Origin of the sequence: Rhizobium leguminosarum (assembly GCF_019798305.1) — a bacterium.
GTDB classification, from domain to species: domain Bacteria; phylum Pseudomonadota; class Alphaproteobacteria; order Rhizobiales; family Rhizobiaceae; genus Rhizobium; species Rhizobium leguminosarum_U.
This window is the reverse complement of the sequence record NZ_JAAXDD010000001.1, coordinates 295,896-317,686: the sequence shown is the minus strand read 5'-3', so window position 1 is coordinate 317,686 and position 21,791 is coordinate 295,896. Positions and strand designations below refer to the sequence as shown.

At 61.2% G+C, this 21,791-nt stretch carries 22 protein-coding genes and 1 riboswitch; of the genes, 10 read left to right on the top strand and 12 right to left on the bottom strand.

Annotation, left to right across the window (positions count from 1 at the left end; all coding sequences use genetic code 11):
* Positions 1 to 41: 41 nt before the first annotated feature.
* Positions 42 to 479, bottom strand: coding sequence for an Lrp/AsnC family transcriptional regulator (locus tag HFO99_RS01505; protein WP_017966296.1), 438 nt, complete (start codon positions 477 to 479; stop codon positions 42 to 44).
* A 124-nt stretch (positions 480 to 603) separates the two neighbouring features.
* Between HFO99_RS01505 and rocF the strand changes: the two genes are divergently transcribed.
* The 3 genes from rocF (at position 604) to HFO99_RS01490 (ending at position 3,654) form a co-directional block, all read left to right on the top strand.
* Positions 604 to 1,539: an arginase gene (gene rocF / locus HFO99_RS01500; RefSeq protein WP_222358716.1), complete on the top strand. Its 936-nt coding sequence runs from the start codon at positions 604 to 606 to the stop codon at positions 1,537 to 1,539.
* A 142-nt stretch (positions 1,540 to 1,681) separates the two neighbouring features.
* Positions 1,682 to 2,881, top strand: a complete 1,200-nt coding sequence (rocD, locus tag HFO99_RS01495; protein ID WP_222358713.1) for an ornithine--oxo-acid transaminase — start codon at positions 1,682 to 1,684, stop codon at positions 2,879 to 2,881.
* A gap of 296 nt (positions 2,882 to 3,177) precedes the next feature.
* Complete coding sequence (locus HFO99_RS01490) at positions 3,178 to 3,654, top strand: chemotaxis protein CheW (RefSeq protein ID WP_003543427.1); 477 nt, start codon at positions 3,178 to 3,180, stop codon at positions 3,652 to 3,654.
* Positions 3,655 to 3,847: 193 nt separating this feature from the next.
* Here the strand turns inward: HFO99_RS01490 and HFO99_RS01485 are convergent, their stop codons facing one another.
* From HFO99_RS01485 to soxR, 9 genes are all read right to left on the bottom strand, one after another.
* Positions 3,848 to 4,084 (bottom strand): formate dehydrogenase subunit delta, encoded by a 237-nt coding sequence (locus HFO99_RS01485; RefSeq protein WP_170260957.1) that lies wholly within the window; start codon positions 4,082 to 4,084, stop codon positions 3,848 to 3,850.
* Positions 4,074 to 4,898 (bottom strand): formate dehydrogenase accessory sulfurtransferase FdhD, encoded by an 825-nt coding sequence (gene fdhD, locus HFO99_RS01480; protein ID WP_222336190.1) that lies wholly within the window; start codon positions 4,896 to 4,898, stop codon positions 4,074 to 4,076. The genes HFO99_RS01485 and fdhD overlap by 11 nt, the downstream gene beginning before the upstream one ends.
* Before the next feature lie 37 nt (positions 4,899 to 4,935).
* Positions 4,936 to 7,815 carry a formate dehydrogenase subunit alpha gene (gene fdhF / locus HFO99_RS01475; RefSeq protein ID WP_222358710.1) on the bottom strand — a complete coding sequence of 960 codons (2,880 nt, stop codon included), beginning with the start codon at positions 7,813 to 7,815 and terminating at the stop codon, positions 4,936 to 4,938.
* Between the two features lie 66 nt (positions 7,816 to 7,881).
* Positions 7,882 to 9,438, bottom strand: a complete 1,557-nt coding sequence (locus tag HFO99_RS01470) for a formate dehydrogenase beta subunit (RefSeq protein ID WP_222358707.1) — start codon at positions 9,436 to 9,438, stop codon at positions 7,882 to 7,884.
* Positions 9,435 to 9,914, bottom strand: coding sequence for a formate dehydrogenase subunit gamma (locus tag HFO99_RS01465; protein ID WP_222358704.1), 480 nt, complete (start codon positions 9,912 to 9,914; stop codon positions 9,435 to 9,437). The genes HFO99_RS01470 and HFO99_RS01465 overlap by 4 nt, the downstream gene beginning before the upstream one ends.
* A gap of 135 nt (positions 9,915 to 10,049) precedes the next feature.
* On the bottom strand, positions 10,050 to 10,943 hold the full coding sequence (locus HFO99_RS01460; protein ID WP_222358701.1) for a LysR family transcriptional regulator: 894 nt from the start codon (positions 10,941 to 10,943) through the stop codon (positions 10,050 to 10,052).
* Between the two features lie 191 nt (positions 10,944 to 11,134).
* Positions 11,135 to 11,476 carry an ArsR/SmtB family transcription factor gene (locus HFO99_RS01455; RefSeq protein ID WP_222358698.1) on the bottom strand — a complete coding sequence of 114 codons (342 nt, stop codon included), beginning with the start codon at positions 11,474 to 11,476 and terminating at the stop codon, positions 11,135 to 11,137.
* Between the two features lie 103 nt (positions 11,477 to 11,579).
* Positions 11,580 to 12,350 (bottom strand): SDR family NAD(P)-dependent oxidoreductase, encoded by a 771-nt coding sequence (locus tag HFO99_RS01450; protein ID WP_222359228.1) that lies wholly within the window; start codon positions 12,348 to 12,350, stop codon positions 11,580 to 11,582.
* A 174-nt stretch (positions 12,351 to 12,524) separates the two neighbouring features.
* Positions 12,525 to 12,989, bottom strand: coding sequence for a redox-sensitive transcriptional activator SoxR (gene soxR / locus HFO99_RS01445; RefSeq protein ID WP_130697894.1), 465 nt, complete (start codon positions 12,987 to 12,989; stop codon positions 12,525 to 12,527).
* An 83-nt stretch (positions 12,990 to 13,072) separates the two neighbouring features.
* Between soxR and HFO99_RS01440 the strand changes: the two genes are divergently transcribed.
* The 7 genes from HFO99_RS01440 to HFO99_RS01410 all read left to right on the top strand — a co-directional run bounded on the left by HFO99_RS01440 (position 13,073) and on the right by HFO99_RS01410 (position 19,625).
* On the top strand, positions 13,073 to 13,669 hold the full coding sequence (locus HFO99_RS01440) for an NADPH-dependent FMN reductase (protein WP_222358695.1): 597 nt from the start codon (positions 13,073 to 13,075) through the stop codon (positions 13,667 to 13,669).
* Positions 13,670 to 13,913: 244 nt separating this feature from the next.
* A riboswitch (TPP riboswitch) is annotated at positions 13,914 to 14,027 on the top strand.
* Positions 14,018 to 14,641, top strand: a complete 624-nt coding sequence (locus HFO99_RS01435) for a Ykof family thiamine-binding protein (protein WP_222358692.1) — start codon at positions 14,018 to 14,020, stop codon at positions 14,639 to 14,641. (Overlaps the previous riboswitch by 10 nt.)
* 43 nt (positions 14,642 to 14,684) lie before the next feature.
* Positions 14,685 to 15,491 (top strand): ABC transporter permease, encoded by an 807-nt coding sequence (locus tag HFO99_RS01430; RefSeq protein WP_222358689.1) that lies wholly within the window; start codon positions 14,685 to 14,687, stop codon positions 15,489 to 15,491.
* Positions 15,488 to 16,300 (top strand): ABC transporter ATP-binding protein, encoded by an 813-nt coding sequence (locus HFO99_RS01425; protein WP_222358686.1) that lies wholly within the window; start codon positions 15,488 to 15,490, stop codon positions 16,298 to 16,300. The genes HFO99_RS01430 and HFO99_RS01425 overlap by 4 nt, the downstream gene beginning before the upstream one ends.
* Positions 16,301 to 16,368: 68 nt before the next feature.
* Positions 16,369 to 17,379, top strand: a complete 1,011-nt coding sequence (locus tag HFO99_RS01420) for an ABC transporter substrate-binding protein (protein WP_222292952.1) — start codon at positions 16,369 to 16,371, stop codon at positions 17,377 to 17,379.
* Between the two features lie 121 nt (positions 17,380 to 17,500).
* Complete coding sequence (locus HFO99_RS01415) at positions 17,501 to 18,721, top strand: acyltransferase family protein (protein WP_222336181.1); 1,221 nt, start codon at positions 17,501 to 17,503, stop codon at positions 18,719 to 18,721.
* A 166-nt stretch (positions 18,722 to 18,887) separates the two neighbouring features.
* Positions 18,888 to 19,625 (top strand): sugar transferase, encoded by a 738-nt coding sequence (locus tag HFO99_RS01410; protein WP_222358683.1) that lies wholly within the window; start codon positions 18,888 to 18,890, stop codon positions 19,623 to 19,625.
* A 159-nt stretch (positions 19,626 to 19,784) separates the two neighbouring features.
* Here HFO99_RS01410 and HFO99_RS01405 read toward each other — a convergent pair whose 3' ends face one another.
* Together HFO99_RS01405 and atpD are read right to left on the bottom strand one after the other, a co-directional pair.
* Complete coding sequence (locus HFO99_RS01405) at positions 19,785 to 20,192, bottom strand: F0F1 ATP synthase subunit epsilon (RefSeq protein ID WP_222248888.1); 408 nt, start codon at positions 20,190 to 20,192, stop codon at positions 19,785 to 19,787.
* A 153-nt stretch (positions 20,193 to 20,345) separates the two neighbouring features.
* Complete coding sequence (atpD, locus tag HFO99_RS01400) at positions 20,346 to 21,782, bottom strand: F0F1 ATP synthase subunit beta (protein WP_168265459.1); 1,437 nt, start codon at positions 21,780 to 21,782, stop codon at positions 20,346 to 20,348.
* Positions 21,783 to 21,791 lie beyond the last annotated feature (9 nt).

The following is a 21,791-nucleotide window of genomic DNA, read 5'->3' as shown; positions in this document are numbered from 1 at the left end:
TGCAGCAGATTGCGGACAGCATGCACAAGCTTTAAGCCGGTTTAGAAACCGGTTTTGCTGGTCTTGAGAAGGATGTTGGTCTCGGTCGAATTGATGCCGTTGATCAGCCGGATCCGGCGCAGCGTCTCGTCGAAGGCCGCAAGATCGCGATCCTCGAGCTCGGCGACGAAATCCCATTTGCCGTTGGTGCTGTGCAGCGCGCGTACCTGCGGCAGGCCCCTCAACTGATCGGCCACCCTATCGGCGAGCTTGCCGAGCACCTCGATCATGACGATGGCGCGCACGCCGGCGGACCGCGTCTCGTGACCGGTGCGAATGGTGAAGCCGACAATGGTGCCGCTGGCGACCAGTCGGTCGATACGGGCGGCAACCGTCGCCCGCGATGCGCCGGTCGTCGCGGCAAGCGAGGAGACGGAAATCCGGGCGTTATGGCGAAGTGCACTGAGAAGTTCGGTGTCGAGATCGTCCACGCTGACCACTTTGTCAAAATAGATTTATCAATCTGCACAATCATAGTCCATTTCTGACATTATTCCATCTTTTTGCTACCAGCACTTTACCCCAATATCGGTCGAAACAAGCCACACCCACGGAGCCCTCGAAATGGATGCCCAATCGCGATCTGTCACCCTCATCGGCGCGCCGCTGGAAGAAGGCTCCGGCCGCAGAGGGGCTGCCATGGGCCCTGCGGCCCTGCGCATTGCCGGCGTCGACCAGACGCTGATCGAGCTTGGCCATGACGTCGCCGATATCGGCGATCTCAGGATCGTGCCGGCGGTGGACCTGCCGAATCACCCGAAGGCCCACAATCTGAGGATTGTCGGCGCCTTCACACGCGCCCTCGAAAGCAGCGTCCACGACGTGGCTGCCTCCGGCCGTTTTCCGCTGATTCTCGGCGGCGATCACAGCCTTTCCATGGGCAGCGTCTCCGGCATGGCCCGCTATGCCGCCAGCAAAGGCCGCCCGCTCTTCGTGCTCTGGCTTGATGCCCATGCCGATTTCAATTCTCCGGCGACGTCGCCTTCCGGCAACATCCACGGCATGCCCGTCGCCTTCTTCTGCGGCGAGGCGGAGTTCGCCGAGATCCTGCCGAAGGACCGTCCGTTCGTCGATCCAAAGAACGTCTTCCAGGTCGGCATCCGTTCGGTCGATGCGCGCGAGCGCGAGGAAATCCACGAACACGGCGTCAATGTCTTCGACATGCGCGCGATCGACGAGCAGGGCATCGGCGCCATCATGCGCGAAATCCTCGATGTCGTCATCAAGGCGAACGGCCTGCTGCATGTCAGCCTCGACCTCGATTTCCTCGATCCCGAGATCGCTCCCGGCGTCGGCACGACGGTGCCTGGCGGTGCGACCTTTCGCGAGGCGCATCTGGTGATGGAAATGCTTTCGGACAGCGGCCTCGTCTCGTCGCTCGATCTCGTCGAGCTCAATCCGTTTCTCGACGATCGCGGCAAGAGCGCCCGCATCCTGGTCGAGCTGACGGCAAGCCTGTTTGGCCGCCGCATCTTCGATCGTCCGACACGCGCCGCATAGGGCACGCGCCGCATAAAACAGGATGATTTTAGGCCAGGACGGCCTAAAGTCTGAATCCTGTTCTAAATTAAATAGTTAGAGCATGATGTTGCCCGAAAACCGCTTACACTTTTCGGCATCATGCTCTGGAGGGAGAACGGCCATGAACACATCGGAAAAATTGATCGCCACGGAACAGCGGCTCGGCGCTCATAACTACAAGCCGCTGGACGTGGTGCTGACGCGTGGCGAAGGTGTTTATGTCTGGGATACCGACGGCAACCGATATCTCGATTGCCTCTCGGCCTATTCCGCCGTCAACCAGGGTCATTGTCATCCGAAGATCCTCGCCGCCATGGTCGAGCAGGCGGGCAGGCTGACGCTCACCTCCCGCGCCTTCCGCAACGATCAGCTCGCCTATCTCTACGAAGAACTCGCGGCTCTCACCGGATCGCACAAGATTCTGCCGATGAATTCCGGCGCCGAAGCGGTGGAGACCGCCATCAAGGCGGTGCGCAAATGGGGATACGAGGTCAAGGGCGTGCCGGAAGGCAAGGCGGAGATCATCGTCTGCGCCGATAATTTCCATGGTCGGACGCTGAGCATCATCAGTTTCTCCACAGATCCCGAGGCCCGCACGGGCTTCGGCCCCTATACGTCAGGTTTCCGCATCATTCCCTTCGGCGATACCGAGGCTTTCGCCGCCGCAATCAATGCCAATACGGTGGCCGCCCTGATCGAGCCGATTCAGGGCGAAGCCGGCGTCATCATTCCGCCGGCGGGTTATTTCACCCGCATCCGCGAGCTCTGCACGGCAAATAACGTCACCCTCATCCTCGACGAGATCCAGACCGGACTCGGCCGTACCGGCAAACTGCTGGCCGAGGAGCACGAAGGCATCGAGGCCGACGTGACGCTGATCGGCAAGGCGCTGTCCGGCGGCTTTTATCCCGTGTCGGCCGTGCTTTCGAATTCCGAAGTCTTGGGCGTGCTGAAACCCGGCCAACACGGTTCGACCTTCGGCGGTAATCCGCTCGCCTGCGCGGTGGCGCGCACCGCACTCAAGGTGCTGACGGAAGAGGGCATGATCGAGAACGCCGCTGTCATGGGCGACTACTTCATCGAAGGCCTCAGGTCGGTCCGCTCGAACATCGTCAGGGACGTGCGCGGCCGCGGCCTGATGATCGCCATCGAGCTGGAACCCGAAGCCGGCGGCGCACGGCAATATTGCCATGCGCTGAAAGAGCGCGGCCTACTCGCCAAGGACACCCACGATCATACGATTCGTCTCGCTCCGCCGCTGGTCATCACCAAAGAGCAGGTGGATTGGGCCGTCTCGCAGATTGAAAAGACGATAGGCTGAGTAAATCGGCGCAATTCTTCTTCACCATCCCGAAGGAGCCTGGAAGATCCTGAATGCCAAAGATCGGCTGGAAGAGATCGACAGCAAAACCGCCTGGTTTTCATTCGAGATAAAAACCTTCGCAATCTCGTTACCCAATTTAGATTTGGGCAACACTCTTTCGCTAATGTCGTCGATAACCGTAACGATGCTTCGCCGAGCGCAAAGCCATCGCGTGGTATGAAGGCAAAGCTTGTCCGCGCCAATGGTGGCGCATCCGCTTCTGCCCTAGCTTACGACAGTTGGGAAGAATTCTAATGGCCACGATCAATTCGACTAACTTCAGCGGCGATACGCTCGAAATTATTGCCTTCCGCCTGCATGATCAGGAATTCTGCGTCAAGACCACGACCATTCGCGAAATCCGCGGCTGGGCGCCGTCGACGCCGATCCCGCATGCACCGGCCGATGTCATCGGTGTCATGAACCTGCGCGGTTCGGTGATCCCGATCATCGATCTTGCTTTCAAGCTCGGCATGAAGAGCACGGTCGCCAATGAGCGCAGCGCCATCGTCGTCGCCGAAGTTCACAGCATGGTTATCGGCATGCTGGTCGACCGCGTCTCGGATATTCTCACCATCTCGTCCAGCCAGGTCCAGCCGGTGCCTGAAGTGACCGCCTCCTTCGATCGCGCTTATTGCGAAGGCATCATCGCCTCGGAAAATGGCATGATCTGCTTCCTGAACCTCGCCAAGATGTTCAAGGAAAACGAGACGGATGAACTGGCGGCCTGATTCGGACCATACGATCGAATATGAGAAAACCGCCCGCTTGAGGCGGTTTTTTATTGCAACAACACGAGCAACCTTCAGCAAGGACTACCATTTTTTCGGCTCTGGTAGCCGAAGGTTAACGATGCCTTCTCCGGAATTGCGTGAAAACAAAGAGATAGAGCATTTCCGTGATTCGGAGAAAAACGGAAATGATCTAGTGCGTCACCGGCTCCGGCTTTCTGATGAGAGGGACGGCCTGAAGCACCAACGCATCCAGGCCGTTTTCCTCATTCTCCAGAATTTCGAACAATTGCCGCCGCATGCGCGGGTCCCAGAATTTGTTGATATGGGTGGCGACCCCCTGCGCGGCCTCGCTTTGCGGCTGGCTCTTGAAAAAGGTGGCGATCTGGTTTGCCATATAGACGAGCTTGGTCTTGGTATCATGCGACATCGGCAATGCTTCCGGGCGAGATGCGGTGCGGGTGGGTAAAAATCTCGAAATCCTCGCCACGCACCAGCGCGACGAGCGTCATGCCGGCTTCTTCGGCCGTGCGGATGGCGAGAGCTGTCGGCGCCGATATGGCGATGAGCACTGGGCTGCCGAGGATCGCCGCCTTCTGCACCATCTCGACGGAGAGCCTACTGGTGACGACGACGGCGCCATCCCCGCCTTTTTCGCTGGCGCCGATAACGGCGCCGCAGAGCTTGTCCAGCGCATTGTGCCGACCGACATCTTCACGCACGGCAATCAGCCCCCTGCCGGGAAGATAGAACCCGGCGCCATGCACCGCCCGTGTCTCACGATGCAGCGGCTGTGCCTCGTTCAGAAGCGAAACGGCGCGGACGATATCCGCATGCGACAGCGCCAACGGCGATGTCGAAACATCAGGCACCGGCCGTACCGCCTGTTCGATCGATTCGATGCCGCAGAGCCCGCAGCCGACCGGTCCCGCCATGCTGCGGCGTCGTGCCCGCAGCCGATCGGCGACGTCGTCGACCAGGCTCACCTGCACATCGATCCCCTGCTCGCCCTCGACGACCTCGATGCCTGATATCTCTGCCGGCCCGGTGATGATCCCTTCGGTCAGGCTGAATCCGACGGCAAAATCCTCGAGATCATCAGGCGTGGCCATCATCACCGCATGCGAACTGCCGCCATAGGAAAAAGCGATCGGCACCTCTTCCGGCACGATGCGAGAACCGGTCTGGAGGATGCCGTTGCGGCGGGCGGTTTCGGGCGCACGGGCAGTGACGGTGAAGGTCATGATGCGCGTTCCTGCTTACAGAGCCGCCCCCGCATCGTCACTCCGCAGCCTCGAGCTTGCCGGCGATGCGGCGCGATTGCCGCGCCTGCTCGTCATATTCGAGTTGCCATGCGCTCGGCCCGTTGGAGGGCGAGACCTGCACCGCCGTCACCTTGTATTCCGGGCAGTTCGTCGCCCAGTCGGAGAAATCGGTGGTGATGACGTTCGCCTGCGTCGTGGGATGATGGAAGGTCGTATAGACGACACCCGGCGCGACGCGATCGGTGATCAGCGCCCTGAGCGTGGTGTCGCCGGAACGGCTGCCGAGCTTCACCCAGTCGCCGTCGCGAACGCCGCGCTGCTCGGCATCATGCGGATGGATTTCCAGCCGGTCTTCCGCATGCCAGACGACATTCTCGGTCCGCCGCGTCTGCGCCCCGACATTGTACTGGCTGAGGATGCGGCCGGTTGTCAGCAGCAGCGGGAAGCGCGGGCCGGTGCGCTCGTCGGTCGCCACATATTCGGTGCGGATGAACTTGCCCTTGCCGCGCACGAAGCCGTTGACATGCATGATCGGCGAGCCGAGCGGGTTCTTCTCGTTGCAGGGCCACTGCACCGAGCCCATTTTGTCGAGATAGTCATAGGAGACCATTGCGAAACTCGGCGTCGTCGCGGCGATCTCGTCCATGATCTCCGACGGATGGGTGTAATTCCAGTCGAGCCTCATCGCCTGGGCAAGCTTCTGCGTCACTTCCCAGTCGCCATAGCCGTTGCGCGGCGACATCACCTTGCGCACACGGTTGATGCGGCGCTCGGCATTGGTGAAGGTGCCGTCCTTCTCGAGGAAGGTCGAACCCGGCAGGAAGACATGGGCGTAATTGGCGGTCTCGTTGAGGAACAGATCCTGCACGACGACACATTCCATCGCCGCAAGCCCGGCCGCGACATGTTTGGTATCGGGATCGGACTGCAGGATGTCTTCACCCTGGATGTAAATGCCTTTGAAGGAGCCGTCGACTGCTGCATCCAGCATGTTCGGAATACGCAGGCCCGGCTCGTTGTTGAGCTTCACGCCCCAGAGCTTTTCGAAGATATCGCGCGTCGCATCGTCGGAAATGTGCCGGTAGCCCGGCAGTTCGTGCGGGAAGGAACCCATGTCGCAGGAGCCTTGCACATTGTTCTGGCCGCGCAGCGGATTCACACCGACGCCGGGACGGCCGATATTGCCTGTCGCCATCGCCAGGTTGGCGATCGCGATGACCGTGGTCGAGCCCTGGCTGTGTTCGGTAACGCCGAGGCCATAATAGATCGCACCATTGCCGCCCTTGGCATAGAGCCTCGCCGCGCCGCGCAGATCCGCCGCCGGCACGCCGGTGAAGATCTCGGTCTCTTCGGGATTGTGCTGCGGTTCGGCGACGAAGGCCGCCCAGTCCTCGAACTCAGACCAGTCGCAGCGCTCGCGGATGAACGCCTCGTCAAAGAGGCCTTCGGTGACGATCACATGCGCCAGCGCCGTCATGACCGCGACATTGGTGCCGGGCTTCAGCGGCAGGTGATAGGAAGCCTCGATATGCGGCGAGCGGACGATATCGGTGCGGCGCGGATCGATGACGATGAGCTTGGCGCCCTGGCGCAGCCGCTTCTTCAGCCGCGAGCCGAACACCGGATGCCCGTCGGTCGGATTGGCGCCGATGACGATGACGACGTCGGAATGCTCGACGCTGTCGAAATCCTGCGTGCCCGCCGACGTGCCGAAGGTCTGGCCGAGGCCGTAACCGGTCGGCGAATGGCAGACGCGGGCGCAGGTATCGACATTGTTGTTGCCGAAGCCGGCCCGGATCAGCTTCTGCACCAGATACGTTTCCTCATTGGTGCAGCGCGACGAGGTGATGCCGCCAATTGCCTCGCGGCCGTATTGATACTGGATGCGGCGGAACTCCAGCGCCACATGCGCGAAGGCCTCGTCCCAGCTCACTTCCCGCCAGGGATCGCTGACCTTTTCGCGGATCATCGGATTGAGGATGCGGTCCTTGTGGGTGGAATAGCCGTAAGCGAAGCGGCCCTTGACGCAGGAATGGCCGCGATTGGCCTGGCCGTCCTTCCAGGGCACCATGCGCACCAGTTCCTCGCCGCGCATTTCCGCCTTGAAAGAACAGCCGACGCCGCAATAGGCGCAGGTGGTGACAGCCGAATGCTCGGGCTGGCCGATCTGGATCACCGACTTCTCCGTCAGCGTCGCCGTCGGGCAGGCCTGGACGCAGGCGCCGCAGGAGACGCATTCGGAATCGATGAAATGCTCGTGCATGCCAGGCGAAACGCGCGAGCCGAAGCCGCGGCCCTCGATCGTCAGCGCGAAGGTGCCCTGCACCTCCTCGCAGGCGCGCACGCAGCGCGAACAGACGATGCACTTGGAGGGATCATAGGTGAAATAGGGATTGGACTCGTCCTTCGGCATCCATTTCAGATTGATGTCGCCATTGCTGCGCGCCTTGACGTGATTGTCGCCCTCGTAGCCGTAGCGTACGTCGCGCAGGCCGACGGCGCCCGCCATGTCCTGCAATTGGCAATCGCCATTGGCAGCGCAGGTGAGACAGTCGAGCGGATGGTCGGAGATATAGAGTTCCATCACGCCGCGGCGGATATCCTTCAACCGCCCCGTCTGCGTGTGCACCACCATGTTTGCCGCCACCGGCGTCGTGCACGAGGCAGGCGTTCCGGCCCGGCCCTCGATTTCGACGAGACAGAGGCGGCAGGAGCCGAAAGCGTCGACCATGTCGGTGGCGCAGAGCTTCGGCACCTCGATACCGGCCTCCATCGAGGCGCGCATGATGGACGTGCCTTCCGGCACGCTGATCTGCTGCCCATCGATGGTGAGCGTCACCATGGTTTCGGATTTGGAAGCGGGAGTACCGAAGTCGATTTCATGGATGAGCGACATGGTCGGCCTCCTGTACGGAAATGGAATTGAGCAGGTCGGGACGCGCGGCTGCAGCTTGGAAGATCATCACTCAGCCGCCTCCGCGATCGGCGCCGGCGAAAAATCCTCCGGGAAATGCGTCATGGCGCTCATGACGGGATAGGGCGTGAACCCACCGAGCGCGCAGAGCGAGCCGAACTTCATCGTGTTACAGAGATCGGCAAGCAGCGCCCGGTTCTTCTCCGGCTCGATGCCGTGCGCGATCTTGTCAGCCGTCTCCACGCCGCGCGTCGAGCCGATGCGGCAGGGCGTGCACTTGCCGCAGCTTTCGACCGCGCAGAATTCCATGGCAAAACGCGCCTGTTTCAGCATATCGGCCGTGTCGTCGAAGACGACGATACCGGCATGGCCGATCAGCCCGTCCTTGGCGGCGAAGGCTTCGTAATCGAACGGCGTGTCGAACAGCGCTCGCGGGAAATAGGCCCCGAGTGGCCCGCCGACCTGAACCGCCTTGACCGGTCGCCCGGTCGCTGTGCCGCCACCGATCCCGTCAACGATATCACCGAGCGAGAGACCGAAGGCGGTCTCATAGAGCCCGCCATATCGGACATTGCCGGCGATCTGCAGCGGAATCGTGCCGCGGGAGCGGCCCATGCCGAAATCCCGATAGAAGGCGGCGCCCTTATCCATGATCACGGGCACGGAGGCGAGCGAGATCACGTTGTTGATGACGGTCGGACAGTCGAACAGTCCCTTATGCGCCGGCAGCGGCGGCTTGGCGCGCACGACGCCGCGCTTGCCTTCGAGGCTGTTGAGCAAGGCGGTCTCCTCGCCGCAAACATAGGCGCCGGCGCCGGTGCGCACCTCGATATCGAAGGCGCGCCCCGTGCCGAGCACCGACAGTCCGAGTATGCCGGCCTGCCGGGCAATGCCGATCGCCTCGCTCATCACAGCGATAGCATGCGGATATTCCGAACGGGTGTAGACGAACCCCTTCGTCGCACGGGTCGCAAGCCCCGCGATCGCCATGCCTTCGATCAGCACGAAGGGATCGCCCTCCATGATCATCCGGTCGGCAAAGGTGCCGCTATCGCCCTCATCGGCGTTGCAAACGATGTATTTGCGTTCGCCGGCGGCGTCGAGAACGGTCTTCCACTTGATGCCGGTGGGGAAGCCGGCGCCGCCGCGTCCGCGCAGGCCGGAATCGGTGACCTCCTTGACGATGTCGGCTGATGTCATCGAAACGGCGCGGCGAAGACCGCCAAGGCCACCATGCGCCTCATAATCGGCCAGCGACAGCGGATCGATGATGCCGCAGCGGGCGAAGGTCAGACGGGTCTGTTCTTTCAGGAACGGGAGGTCTTCAACCTCCCCGAGACAGAGCGGGTGATCGCCGGCACTCATCATCCCGGCATCGAACAGGATCGGCACATCCTTTGCCTTGATCGGTCCATAGCCGATGCGCTTGCCGGCGACCTCGACCTCGACCAGCGGCTCCAGCCAGAACATTCCGCGCGAGCCGTTGCGCACGATTTCAGCATCGAGGCCGCGGACGGCGATCTCCTGGGCAATCGCCTTTGCCACCTTTTCGGCCCCGAGCGCCAGAGCAGCGGCGTCGCGCGGAACATAAATCCTGACTGTCATCGGCATACCTCCGCAACGAGTTCCGCCGCCAGCTGATCGTCGACCCGGCCATAGACGTCGCCGTCGAGCATCGCCGACGGCCCGCAGGCGCAAAGCCCGAGACAGTAGACCGGCTCCAGCGTCACGGCGCCGTCGAGCGTCGTCTGATGAAAATCGATGCCGAGCAGCGTCTTGACGCGTTCAGCCAGCGCGTCGCCGCCCATCGATTGACAGGCTTCGGCGCGACAGAGCTTCAGCACGTGCCGGCCGGCGGGATGATCGCGATAATCGTGATAGAAGGTCACCACGCCATGCACTTCGGCACGGGAGAGGTTCAATTCCTCCGCGATGACGGGCATGGCTTCCTGCGGCACATAACCGAATTCCTGCTGAACCTCGTGCAGAATGGGAAGCAGCGGCCCTTCGAGAAAGCGAAGATCGGCAACGATGGCTCGGGTGCGCGCTGCAATATCGCCTTCGGCGATATGAATGGTCATAAGGCAGCCCTCCCAGCGGCTTGCTCGTTGCGAAATAGCGGGCCTCCCCCAGCCGAGTGCTATTCCGCAACCACCATCTCAGGGAAGCAGCCGGCGATCAATAAAGCTATCTCGTTGCTTGATAGTTTTTTTCTATCAAAGTTCTTCATCTCGTACGAGCACTCTTGCCTCGTGCAGCAAGGCCGAGACAAGCGGCGTGAAGGGCTCGCGATAAGGCGCAACAAGGCCGACCAGATGATGCGCCTCCGGCTCGATAATCGGGATCATGCGGATTTCCGCTGGAAATCCGAAGGATTTTGCAACGTTGCGCGGCATGATGCTCGCCCAGCGTCCAGTCCTGACATGCGAGAACAACACGATCATCGAATTGGATTCGAGCGTCGGATGCGCTGTGGCGCCCGCTTCCGTCAAGTGCCGGTTGATGATGCGGCGGTTTTGCATGTCGGCAGTCAATAGGCAAAGCCGAAGATCGCCGATCTCCCGCCAGGTTACGCTGTCGCGGTCAGACAGCGGGCTGCCTGCAGCCGTGATCAGATTATAGCGCTCGGCATAGAGGGGAACGGTCGTGACGCGGCCGAGCGGCTCGTTTTCGAGATAGGTGATGCCGGCATCGATTTCGAGGTTTTCGAGCATGCTCAGCACCTGCAGCGAATTCCGCGAGACGATCGAGAAAGTCACGCCGGGATGCCGCTCCTGAAATGGCGTGGTGATGCGCGACAGCATGGCAAGCGCGGTCGGAATGGCGGCGAGGCGGATGTGGCCGGAAAGACCGCGGCGCGCGGCGCGCATCTCCTCGCGCATGGTGCGGGCATCGCCGACGATGCGTCGGGCCCATTCGAGCACGCGCTGCCCCTCAGGCGTCAGCCCCTGGAACCGCGAACCGCGCTGCACCAGCATGACGCCAAGCTGATCCTCGAGCTGCCGGATGGCAGCCGAAAGCGTCGGCTGCGAGATCCCGCACTCCTCCGCGGCGCGGCCAAAATGCTTTTCATTGGCAAGGGCGATGAAGAATTCCAACTTGTCGATCATCCGGTCTCCCGATCCGGCATGACATCATCCGGGTCAGTTCATCTTTGACGCAGCAGCGGTGCTCCGCAAGGGCGGTCTCTAGATCAGGATGATTTTAGGGCCGATCGGCCTAAAATCTGAATTCTGATCTAAATCAAACAAATAGAGCATGATGTCGTCCGAAAACCGCGCACACTTTTCGGCATCATGCTCTAACTGTTTTCTGCAGCCGGAAAAAGATCGAACAGCGATTCGAGGAAAGCAAGCACGCTGACATTGCCGATGCTGTAATAGACCAGCCTGCCCTGACGGCGCGTATGGACCAGGCCTTCGAGCCTTAACCGCGCCAGTTGCTGCGAGACCATTGCCTGCTGCATGCCGAGGATATTTTCGATTTCACTCACCGTCCGCTCCTCGTTCGCCAGTATGCAGAGGATCAGAAGTCGGGTCTGGTGCGCTAGCGCTTTCAGCAGATCGCTCGCTTCGTGGGCCTTTCCAGCGAGTTTGTGCAATTCCTGGCCGGTCATCCCCGGCTCGGGTTTGGGCAACGGCATTCTGTATCTCGGAAGGGGGGCGATGAGGTAGATCAGCACACTAGCATATTCGCAAAAGCGAATTGGTCGAAAGTGATGAAATGCCAAAAAAGGTCTAAGCAAATCAGCAGATAAGCTGACCGCCGTTGATCTCGATCACCTGTCCGGTGATGTAGCCCGAGAGCGAGGGGGCCGCCAGGAACAGATAGGCGGGAGCGCAGTCCTCCGCCGTGCCGAGCCGCTGCAGGGGGATAGATTTTCTCGTCTGCTCAAGCTTTTCGCGGGAGGAATAGCGCTCATGGAATTCCGTCTCGATCGTTCCCGGCGACACGCAATTGACGCGGATTCCGTCCGGTGCAAGCTCGCGGGCAAGCGCCTTAGAATAGGTCGCAACGAAGGCTTTCGAGGCCGAATAGATCGAAGAACCGGGGCTGCCGCCGGTCAGCGCCGAAATCGAAACCGTGTTGACGATGGAAGCGCCTTCAGCCGCCTTCAATGCCGGCAGCAGCGCCCGCGTCAGCGCCACCACCGATGTCTGGTTGAGCCGCACGACCGCCTCATATTCTGCGTCGGTGAGCGTGGCAGCGGGAAAACGGCCAAGCATGGTGCCGGCATTGTTGACGAGCACATGGACCCTGTCGAAGAAGGCGAGAGCATCTTCAGCAAATTGCGCTGCCCCGCCGACTGCGGAGAAATCGGCGTGCAGCAGCAGCGCCCGTCTTTCGGATTCAGCCGTCAGCAGGAAATCCGGCAGGTCGCGTCCCGGCTTTCGCCCGGTATGGACGATCACCTTCGCGCCGCAGTCCAGGAACTGCCGGGCCACCTCAAGGCCGATGCCGCGGCCGGCGCCGGTCACGACCACATTGCGATTTTCGAATAGTCTGGGATGGAACACGAAGCCGTCCTCCTCGCGGACAGTGCCGCCGGTTGCGTCATTCGCCCTTAACATATGAGCGCGCCGACCGAAAGAAAGGCAGGCGTCGATCTTTCTGGAAGAGACTTGGCCTCTGCCCGGGGAGACTAAGGTCTCGCGCTGGAGAGACTGGTCTTCCCGAGCAGTTCCAGCCTTTTAGTTTTCGGTCTCCAGAAGCCGCGCGCCTGGCCCCTCCTTGCCGAGCCGGTCGCAGGGGTTGCGCAACGGACAGCTTTCGATCGACAGGCAGCCGCAGCCGATGCAGCCGGTCAGACGGTCGCGCAGCAGGCTAAGCCGCCTGATTCGCGCGTCGAGATCATCCTTCCAGCGCGCCGAGAGCGTCTGCCAGTCGGCGACGGTCGGCGTGCGTCCCTGTGGCAGGGACGTGAACGCCGCCTGGATTTCCGAAAGCGGGATACCGACACGCTGCGCCACCTTGATGATGCCGAGCCGGCGAAGCACATCGCGCCCATAGCGCCGCTGATTGCCGCGGGAGCGGATGCTCGAGATCAGCCCCTTGGTCTCGTAAAAATGCAGCGCCGAGACGGCCAGGCCGCTGCGCTCCGCCACTTCGCCGACCGTCAGGAGCTTGCCGAGCGGCGCTGCCGGAATTGTATCCATTGCCTCTTGACCTCAAGATTAGTTGAGGTTTTATAACCGTTGCTCCTGCAATCGTAAAGTCCAATCGCAACAAGGAGCAACGCATGCAAACGCCCACCAGGTTGGCTGTCATCTACGGGAGCACGAGAGAGGGCCGCATCTGCGACCGGGTGGTCAAATGGCTGATGCAGGAGCTCGTCCGCTTCCCGCAATTTGATATCGACATCATCGACCCGCTCGATTTCGCGCTGCCGGTCAACCGCGACATGACGCACCCCGAAATCGATAGGCTCGCCGGGCGACTTGGCATGGCAGACGCCTTCATCATCGTCACGCCGGAATACAATCACAGCTTCACCGCCTCGTTGAAGTCGATCATCGATTTCTTCTTGGAGCCCTGGCAGGGCAAGCCGGTCGCCTTCGTTTCCTATGGCGGCATATCCGGCGGCCTGCGCGCCGTCGAACAGCTGCGGCTCGTCTTTGCCGAACTCCACGCCGTCACGATCCGCGATTCGGTGAGCTTTGCCGCACCTTGGAACCGTTTCGACCCGGACGGGCGGCTCGACAATCCCGCCGATGCACTGCGTTTGCTCGATCGGATGATGGCGAGGCTGGAATGGTGGACGGGGGCACTCGTCACTGCCCGCAGCGATCGTCCCTATGCCGAAATGGAGCGCCGCGCGTCTTTTCAGACGCGCTAACGACGCTCTATCACTTTGAATCTGCGCATAATCCTTTCCGAAGATCGATTCCGATTTTCGGGGTTATGCGCCAGCCGCCTGAGGCAGAAAGCTCCGGTTCCGTTCCCGGCAGGTACGGAACCATTGGGAACACCCGGGCAGGACCTCCGTCCGGGTGCTTTCCGTCACCTCAGCTTCATTCCGACCGCGCGGACGGGTTCGCAATTTTGCGGTTGCGGGGAGAAAACCCCGGTGATAGTTTCCGCGCAAATAACAGGGGAGCTCCGTATCGCCGGGGCTGAGATGTGAGGTGCAAACCTCTGGACCCTTCAAAGCTGATCTGGGTAATGCCAGCGGAGCGAGGTTCAGATGTTCTCAGGCGCACAAGTGTCACTCTATCCGATGTCCGGCAATTTCGTCGGCATCATTCTCGATGCCGTCAAGGCGCTCGATCCCTATCGCGACCGACTGCGCATCGAGACCGATGACATCTCCACACTGCTGGTCGGCCCGCCTGACATCCTCTTCGCCGCCATGCACGATCTTTTCGTCGCCGCCGCAAGCACCGGCGAGCATTGCGTGCTGTCCGCCGCCGTTTCACGCGGCGAGCCCGACGACGCCATCTGCGGCGTCAACCCTTCCCCCAGTCAGGCGGAGCCGCTTGCCGAGCGCATAAGAGCCGCACTTGCCGCCGTTGACATCACCGCTGAGAGCGGACAGCCGACCGCTGCGCAATTCTCGCTCTACGTCATGGGCACCGGTACCCATATGGACGAGATCTATGGCTGCATCGACTTCCTGAAGCGCTCCGGCACTTTCGACCGCGCCAAGAATTTCTGCACCAGGCTTTCTGGCGATGCTGGCGCCGTCTACGCCACCATTCGGGAGGCCTTCTGTCGCTTCGGCGACCCCGAAGGGCATGTGACCCTCGACATCACGGTGTCGGCCAATACAACGCCGCGCGTCTTTTCAGACGCGCAAAGGACGCTGTAGCACCTTAAATTTGCTGCCGACGAAAGCTTGAAATCGAACGCTGATGACACTGTCAAAACCATCGGATTCGCGCCTTGCCGCGCTCCGCGCCTCTCTCTACCGGGGCATACCCGCCTTGCTTGCCGGCTGCGTTTTTTTGGCGGCATGGGAACTCTATGTCGATCTTTCCGGCATCAAACCATCCATCCTGCCGGCGCCTTCGCGCATCGTCATCCAGGGCTGGCTGAACCGCGAGGCGCTGATCGCCAATACCTGGCCGACGCTCGGCGCGACACTCGGAGGTTTCGCCCTGTCGCTTGGCTTCGCCTTCGCCGCCTCGATCCTCATGGATTTCGTACCCTTCATGCGCCGGGCATTGCTGCCGATCTTCATCACCAGCCAGACCCTGCCGCTGGTGGCGATCGCGCCGCTCGTCGTCCTCTGGTTCGGTTTCGGCCTGTTGCCGAAGATCCTGCTTGTGGCGCTCGTCACCTTCTTCCCACTGCTCGTCGCCTTGCTGCAGGGCTATGAATCGACCGACCGTGACATCACCGAACTGCTGAATTCGATGAAGGCGAGCCGCTGGCGCATTTTCCGCCTGGCACGGCTTCCCTCGTCGCTGCCCTATTTCTTCGCCGGTCTGCGGATCTCGATCACTTATGCCGTCGTCGGCGCGATCTTTGCCGAATATGCCGGCGCCGCCCGCGGCCTCGGCATCTATATCCTCAATGCCAAGAACAACTTCCGTCCCGATCTCGTGCTCGCCGCCGTCGTCGTCAGCGCCGTGCTGACACTCGGCCTCTTCGGAGCGACGCTGATGATCCAGCGCCTCATCATGCCCTGGCAACCATCCGGGGAGCGGCGCCGATGAGCGGTGAAATGGTTGAATTGCGCAACATCTCGAAGTCCTTCGACGGCATGAAGGTGCTGGGCGACATTTCGCTCGCTGTCGCCAGTGGCGAGTTCGTCTCGATCGTCGGCCCGTCCGGCTCCGGAAAATCGACGGTCCTTAGATTGCTGACCCAGGCGCTTCGGCCCGATTCCGGCAGCATGCTCTTCAAGGGCGCGCCGCTGGAACAGGCGCCGCATTCGTTCGCCTTCATGCCGCAACGCGATGCGCTGATGCCCTGGCGCCGAATCATCGACAATGCGGCACTCGGCCTTGAGGTGCGCGGTATGAGCCGCCGCGCGGCCCGTGCCGCCGTCGCGCCTCTGTTCGAACGCTTCGGCCTCGCCGGCTTCGAGCATCACTATCCCTCTGAACTATCAGGCGGCATGCGCCAGCGCGCCGCGCTGCTGCGCACCGTCGTCCAGACCCAGGACATGCTGCTGCTCGATGAGCCTTTCGGCGCGCTGGACGCGCTGACGCGCACGCAGATCCAGGAATGGCTGCAGGGCATGTGGACCGAACACCGTTGGACGGCGCTGCTGATCACCCATGATGTTCGCGAGGCCGTGTTCCTCTCCGACCGGATCTACGTGCTTTCAGCCCGTCCGGCGCGTATCATCCGCGAATTCCGCGTTCCCCTGCCCCGCCCGAGAAGCATTGCCGATCTCGGCTCGCCGGCGGCCCAGGCGATCGAAACCGAAATCCTGCAAACCCTGCTTCATCCGCTGGAACAGGATGATCTTAGGCCGGTCGGCCTAAAATCTGAATCCTGTTCCAATTTAAAGAGTTAGGGCATGATGTCGTCCGAAAACCGCTCACACTTTTCGGCATCATGCTCTAGAGACCTGAGGAGGTCACCATGCTGCTTCTCACCCGTCGCCAGACGATCTTCGCCGCCATCGCGGCAAGCCTCGCCGGCCGCACCGCCTTCGCCCAATCGGCGCCCGCAAAGGTCCGCATGGCGCTCGACTGGACACCCAACACCAACCATATCGGCATCTATGTCGCCAAGGCGAAGGGCTTCTATGCCGATGCCGGCCTCGACGTCGAAATTCTTCCCTTCACCGACACCAGCGCCGGAACGCTGGTGTCCAACGGCGTTGCCGATTTCGGCATCAGCAGTGAGATCGAAACCCTCACGCAACGCGCTGGCGGCGGTGACGTGAAGATGGTGTACGGCGTCGTCCAGACGGAAACCGCACGCCTGATCTTCAAGGGCGGACGCGACGACATCAAGAGCCCGAAAGACCTCGACGGCAAGACCTATGGCGGCTTTGGCGGCACCTGGGAGAGCGCGCTGATCTCCGCGATGATCCGCAATGACGGCGGCAAAGGCGACGTCAAGACCGTCACCCTCGGCACCTCCGCCTACGAGGCGCTGGACAATGGCTCGATCGATTTCACGCTGGAGATTTACACCTGGGAAGGCATCGCCGCCGAACTGGAAAACCGGAAGATCGGCCGCTTCCACTATTCCGATTATGGCATTCCCGACGAACAGACGACGGTCATAGTCTCCAGCGACGCCTATCTCTCCGCAAGTCGGGAACACGCCCGCGCCTTCATCCAGGCGACACGAAAGGGTTATGCCTACTCCGTCGACCATCCCGACGAAGCCTGCGACCTGCTGATCGCTGGAAGCAACGGCGCACTGATGAATACGGAACTGGTAAAGGCCTCTCAGAAGGCATTGATCGAGGGGCACTTCCTAAAATCCGAGGCCGGTGTGATCGGTACGATCGACCCGGCAAAGGCCGACGCCATCGGCGGCTTCCTGGTCGAAAACGGCATTCTGGTCGATGCCAATGGCGCCGCACTCAAAGAGAAGCCGGATTTTTCCACCTATTATACCAACGAACTCCTCGCCTGAGCCCACCCCCGGCCTTGCCCGTCGCGGCTTTCCGCTGCAAAGTCCGAGACCCGGAGCATGATGTCATCCGAAAACCGCTCACAGTTTTCGGCATCATGCTCCGGGCAGGGCGGGGGACAAGATGCGACAACAGGAGAGACTGGCCGGAGCGGACTTTCTACGCGCGACGGCCTGTCTGCTGGTGCTCGCCCACCACCTCACGCTGCGGCTGGATATGCGCAGAATTCCCGACGAGTTGGCACCGACTGCACATATCCTCCGCTTCGGCAATTTCGGCGTCGCCATCTTCTTCGTGCTCAGCGGCTTTCTTCTTGCCCATCCCTTCTGGCGCGCGCTCGACGCCGGCAGCGCCATGCCGAGCCTCCGGCATTACGCGACCCGCAGGGCGGCGCGCATCGCTCCGGGCTTCTGGTTCGCCGCCACCATCGGCTTCGCCCTCAGCCTGACGCTGCTTGCCCTGCCGCTGACACCGGAGCTTGCGCTCCGCTACGTCTCGGGGCTGCTGTTCGTGAGCCAGTGGCATTGGCGCACCTTGTTTCCTGTCGAAGCCGACGGGCCGCTCTGGTCCATTCCCTTCGAGGTCACCAGCTATGTGCTCTTGCCGATCTGCTTTCTCCTGCTGTTCCGTCTGCCCGTCCTGAGGCGGCGCCCGTGGCTTGCCCGCTTCGCCTGGCTTTGCGTCATTACAGCAGTACTTCTCGTCCATGTGCTGATCCTGACCTTGCTTCCGCTCGACGATATCGGACGCGGCTGGCAGTACGGCCTGCAGGGCGGGGCGAAGGAGTGGATGCCGAGATATAATCCGATCGGCTTCTTTGCCGTCTTCGCACTCGGCGCGCTTGCCGCGGGCATCGAGGTCATGCTCCCAACAAGGCGCTCCTCCTGGTTCGATGTTGCATCGCTCCTGGCCATCACCGTTGCCGGCTACCGCCTCGTCATATCGCCCGGCGGCTCCGCCGAAGCTTACGGTTGGCTCGAAATCCCCTACGGTTTTCCGGTCTTTCCGCTGGCGGTCGCAACGGCGCTCGTTTCGCTCAGCCACTCGCAACACTTGGGCAGGCTGCTCGACAACGCTACCGTCCGCTACATCGCAAAAATCTCCTTCGGCATCTATATCTGGCAGGAGATCATCCTGATATTGATCCAGAGGCTCGACTCAGGCTCGTTTGGCGTTTCCTCGGAAAATGTCGTCACCGGCTGGCTGCAGTCTTGCGGGCTGGCGGCGGCGCTCATCCTTCTGGTCGCGAGCTTCAGCTACTTCCTGCTGGAAAAGCCGGCGATCGATTTCGGAAACCGGCTGACGTCGCGTCAACCCATTCGGGCTACTCCTTTCAAAGTATAAATTTACCGCAAACGCAACTACAGGCGTTAAGGTTAACGCGAAATACTCCCATTTTTGGCGCTTTAGGGTTATCAAATTCCTATTTATACCGATGACAAACGATACGTGACGCTGTATCTGTCTCACTGTTGTTCAGTGCCGCATCTAAACTTGTGGACCTTGTGTAATGAATGCTTTTACTTCGAAGACGAATTCACGCTTCGATCCGTCTCAGCGTCAGGACAAAACCAAGATCCTGGTTATAGCGAACTCCAACATTCGCCAGCCGGATAGTTTTTCCCCTGTCGAAAGAAAAATGGCGGTGCGGCTGGGTATGAAGCGGTTGATCGATATCGTCGCCTCAGTCAGCGCCCTCATGGTGCTGGCGCCGCTTTTTCTGGCAATCGCGCTTTTCATCAAACTCGATGATGGCGGTCCGGTGTTTTTTCGCCAGATCCGCTGGGGGCTGAACGGCCGCAAGATCACGGTCTTCAAGTTCCGGTCGATGCGTGCCGAAGCTTGTGACCCCAGTGGCGTTCAACAGACGGTCAAGGGCGACAGCCGGGTGACCGGCATCGGCGCGGTGCTCCGCAAGACCAATATCGACGAGCTGCCGCAGCTTTTCAATGTCCTCAGGGGCGAGATGTCACTGGTCGGCCCGCGCTGCCACGCCATCAACATGCGGGCAGCCGGCAAGCTCTACGAGGAACTGGTGCCGGACTACCATCAGCGCCACATCATGCGCCCCGGCATCACCGGTCTTGCGCAGACACGCGGTTGGCGGGGCCCGACGACACGAGCGCTGGCAGCCCGCGCCCGCATTGCCTGCGATATCTATTATGTCAGGAATTTCAGCCTGCTGCTCGACCTGAAGATACTGCTCCGGACGGTCGCCATGGAGCTGCGCGGGGGCACGGGCTTCTGAGAATGACCCGGCATCTCCGCCAGAGGTAGGCGGTCCTACAGCGCCGCGCATCTTCATTTCAGCTCGGCCGATAGCGCTGTTTTCCGCACATCGACAGATAAAGGCAGAAACAAAAAAGCGGCCATCGCGGCCGCTTTTTATGAATCTTACCGATTGTAATCAATCCTGCTGAACGACGCCGCGCAAATGCGTCAGTTCCATGATGAAGTGCTCGAGCTTCGACTTGTGCTCGTGCAGTTCGGCATGTTCGAGTTCCTCGCGGGCAGCCTCGATGCGGCGGGTCAGCTCGTCCTTGTGGAGTTCCTCGACCGGAACCGCGGATTCGGCAAGCAATGTACAGCCGGTCGGCAGGACATCGGCGAAACCGCCGAACACGACGTAATCCTGCTTCTTGCCGGAGGCCGACCGCACGCTCACGACGCCCGGCTTGATCGTCGTCATCGTCGGTGCATGGTTTGCCATGACCGTCATCTCGCCTTCAGTCGCGGGGATAACGACCTCGGTCACCATCTCCGACAGCAGCAGGCGCTCCGGCGAAACGAGCTCAAAGTTGAAATTGTCAGCCATCAGTGACTTACCTTCTCGGCTATGGCTTTCGCATCTTGCAATTCAGCACGCCATTATCGGCGCGATAGACGGTCGGCGCTGCTGGTTCCGGAAGATCCGCCACGACCCCTTTCAGGGAGTCGCAGCAGAATATCTCGTCTAGCGCATCGCTCATTAAGCAGCTGCGAGCTTCTTGGCCTTTTCGACCGCTTCTTCCATCGAGCCGACCATGTAGAAGGCGGCTTCCGGTAGGTGATCGTATTCGCCGTTGACGAGGCCTTTGAAGCCTTTAATTGTGTCTTCGAGAGCAACCAGCTTGCCCGGCGAGCCGGTGAAGACTTCGGCGACGAAGAACGGCTGCGACAGGAAGCGCTCGATCTTGCGAGCGCGGGCAACAGCAATCTTGTCGTCTTCGGACAGTTCGTCCATGCCAAGGATGGCGATAATGTCCTGCAGGGCCTTGTAGCGCTGCAGCGTCGACTGGACCTTGCGGGCGACGTCGTAATGTTCTTCGCCGACGACCATCGGGTCGAGCATGCGCGACGTGGAGTCGAGCGGATCGACCGCCGGGTAGATGCCCTTTTCAGCGATCGAGCGCGACAGAACCGTCGTTGCGTCAAGGTGAGCGAACGAGGTCGCGGGCGCCGGGTCGGTCAAGTCGTCGGCCGGAACGTAAATGGCCTGGACCGAGGTGATCGAGCCGGTCGTCGTCGTGGTGATGCGCTCCTGCATCTGGCCCATGTCGGTTGCGAGCGTCGGCTGATAACCGACGGCCGAGGGGATGCGGCCGAGCAGAGCAGACACTTCGGAACCTGCCTGCGTGAAGCGGAAGATGTTATCGACGAAGAACAGAACGTCCTGGCCCTGATCGCGGAAGTGTTCGGCGACCGTCAGGCCGGTCAGGGCGACGCGGGCGCGGGCGCCCGGCGGTTCGTTCATCTGACCGTAAACAAGTGCCGCCTTCGAGCCTTCGCCGCCGCCATGCTTGTTGACGTTCGATTCGATCATTTCGTGGTAGAGGTCGTTGCCTTCGCGGGTGCGTTCACCGACGCCCGCAAAAACCGAATAACCACCATGCGCCTTGGCGACGTTGTTGATCAGTTCCATGATCAGAACGGTCTTGCCGACGCCGGCGCCGCCGAAGAGGCCGATCTTGCCGCCGCGTGCATAAGGAGCCAGAAGGTCGACGACCTTGATGCCGGTGACCAAAATCTGCGATTCTGTCGACTGCTCGACATAGGACGGTGCATCCTGGTGGATGGCGCGCTTGTGAGCGGTGACCAGCGGACCGGCTTCGTCGACCGGCTCACCGATGACGTTCATGATGCGGCCGAGCGTCTCGTTGCCGACCGGAACCATGATCGGAGCGCCGGTATCGGCGACTTCCTGGCCGCGAACGAGACCTTCGCTCGAGTCCATCGCGATGGTCCGGACGACGTTTTCGCCAAGGTGCTGCGCAACTTCGAGAACCAGGCGGTTGCCGTGGTTGGTGGTTTCCAGCGCGTTCAGGATCTTCGGCAGTTCGCCTTCGAAAGCAACGTCGACGACGGCGCCGATAACCTGGGTGACTCTGCCCACAGAGCCGATCTTGGGGGTAGCTGCCTCAGCCATTTTCTGACC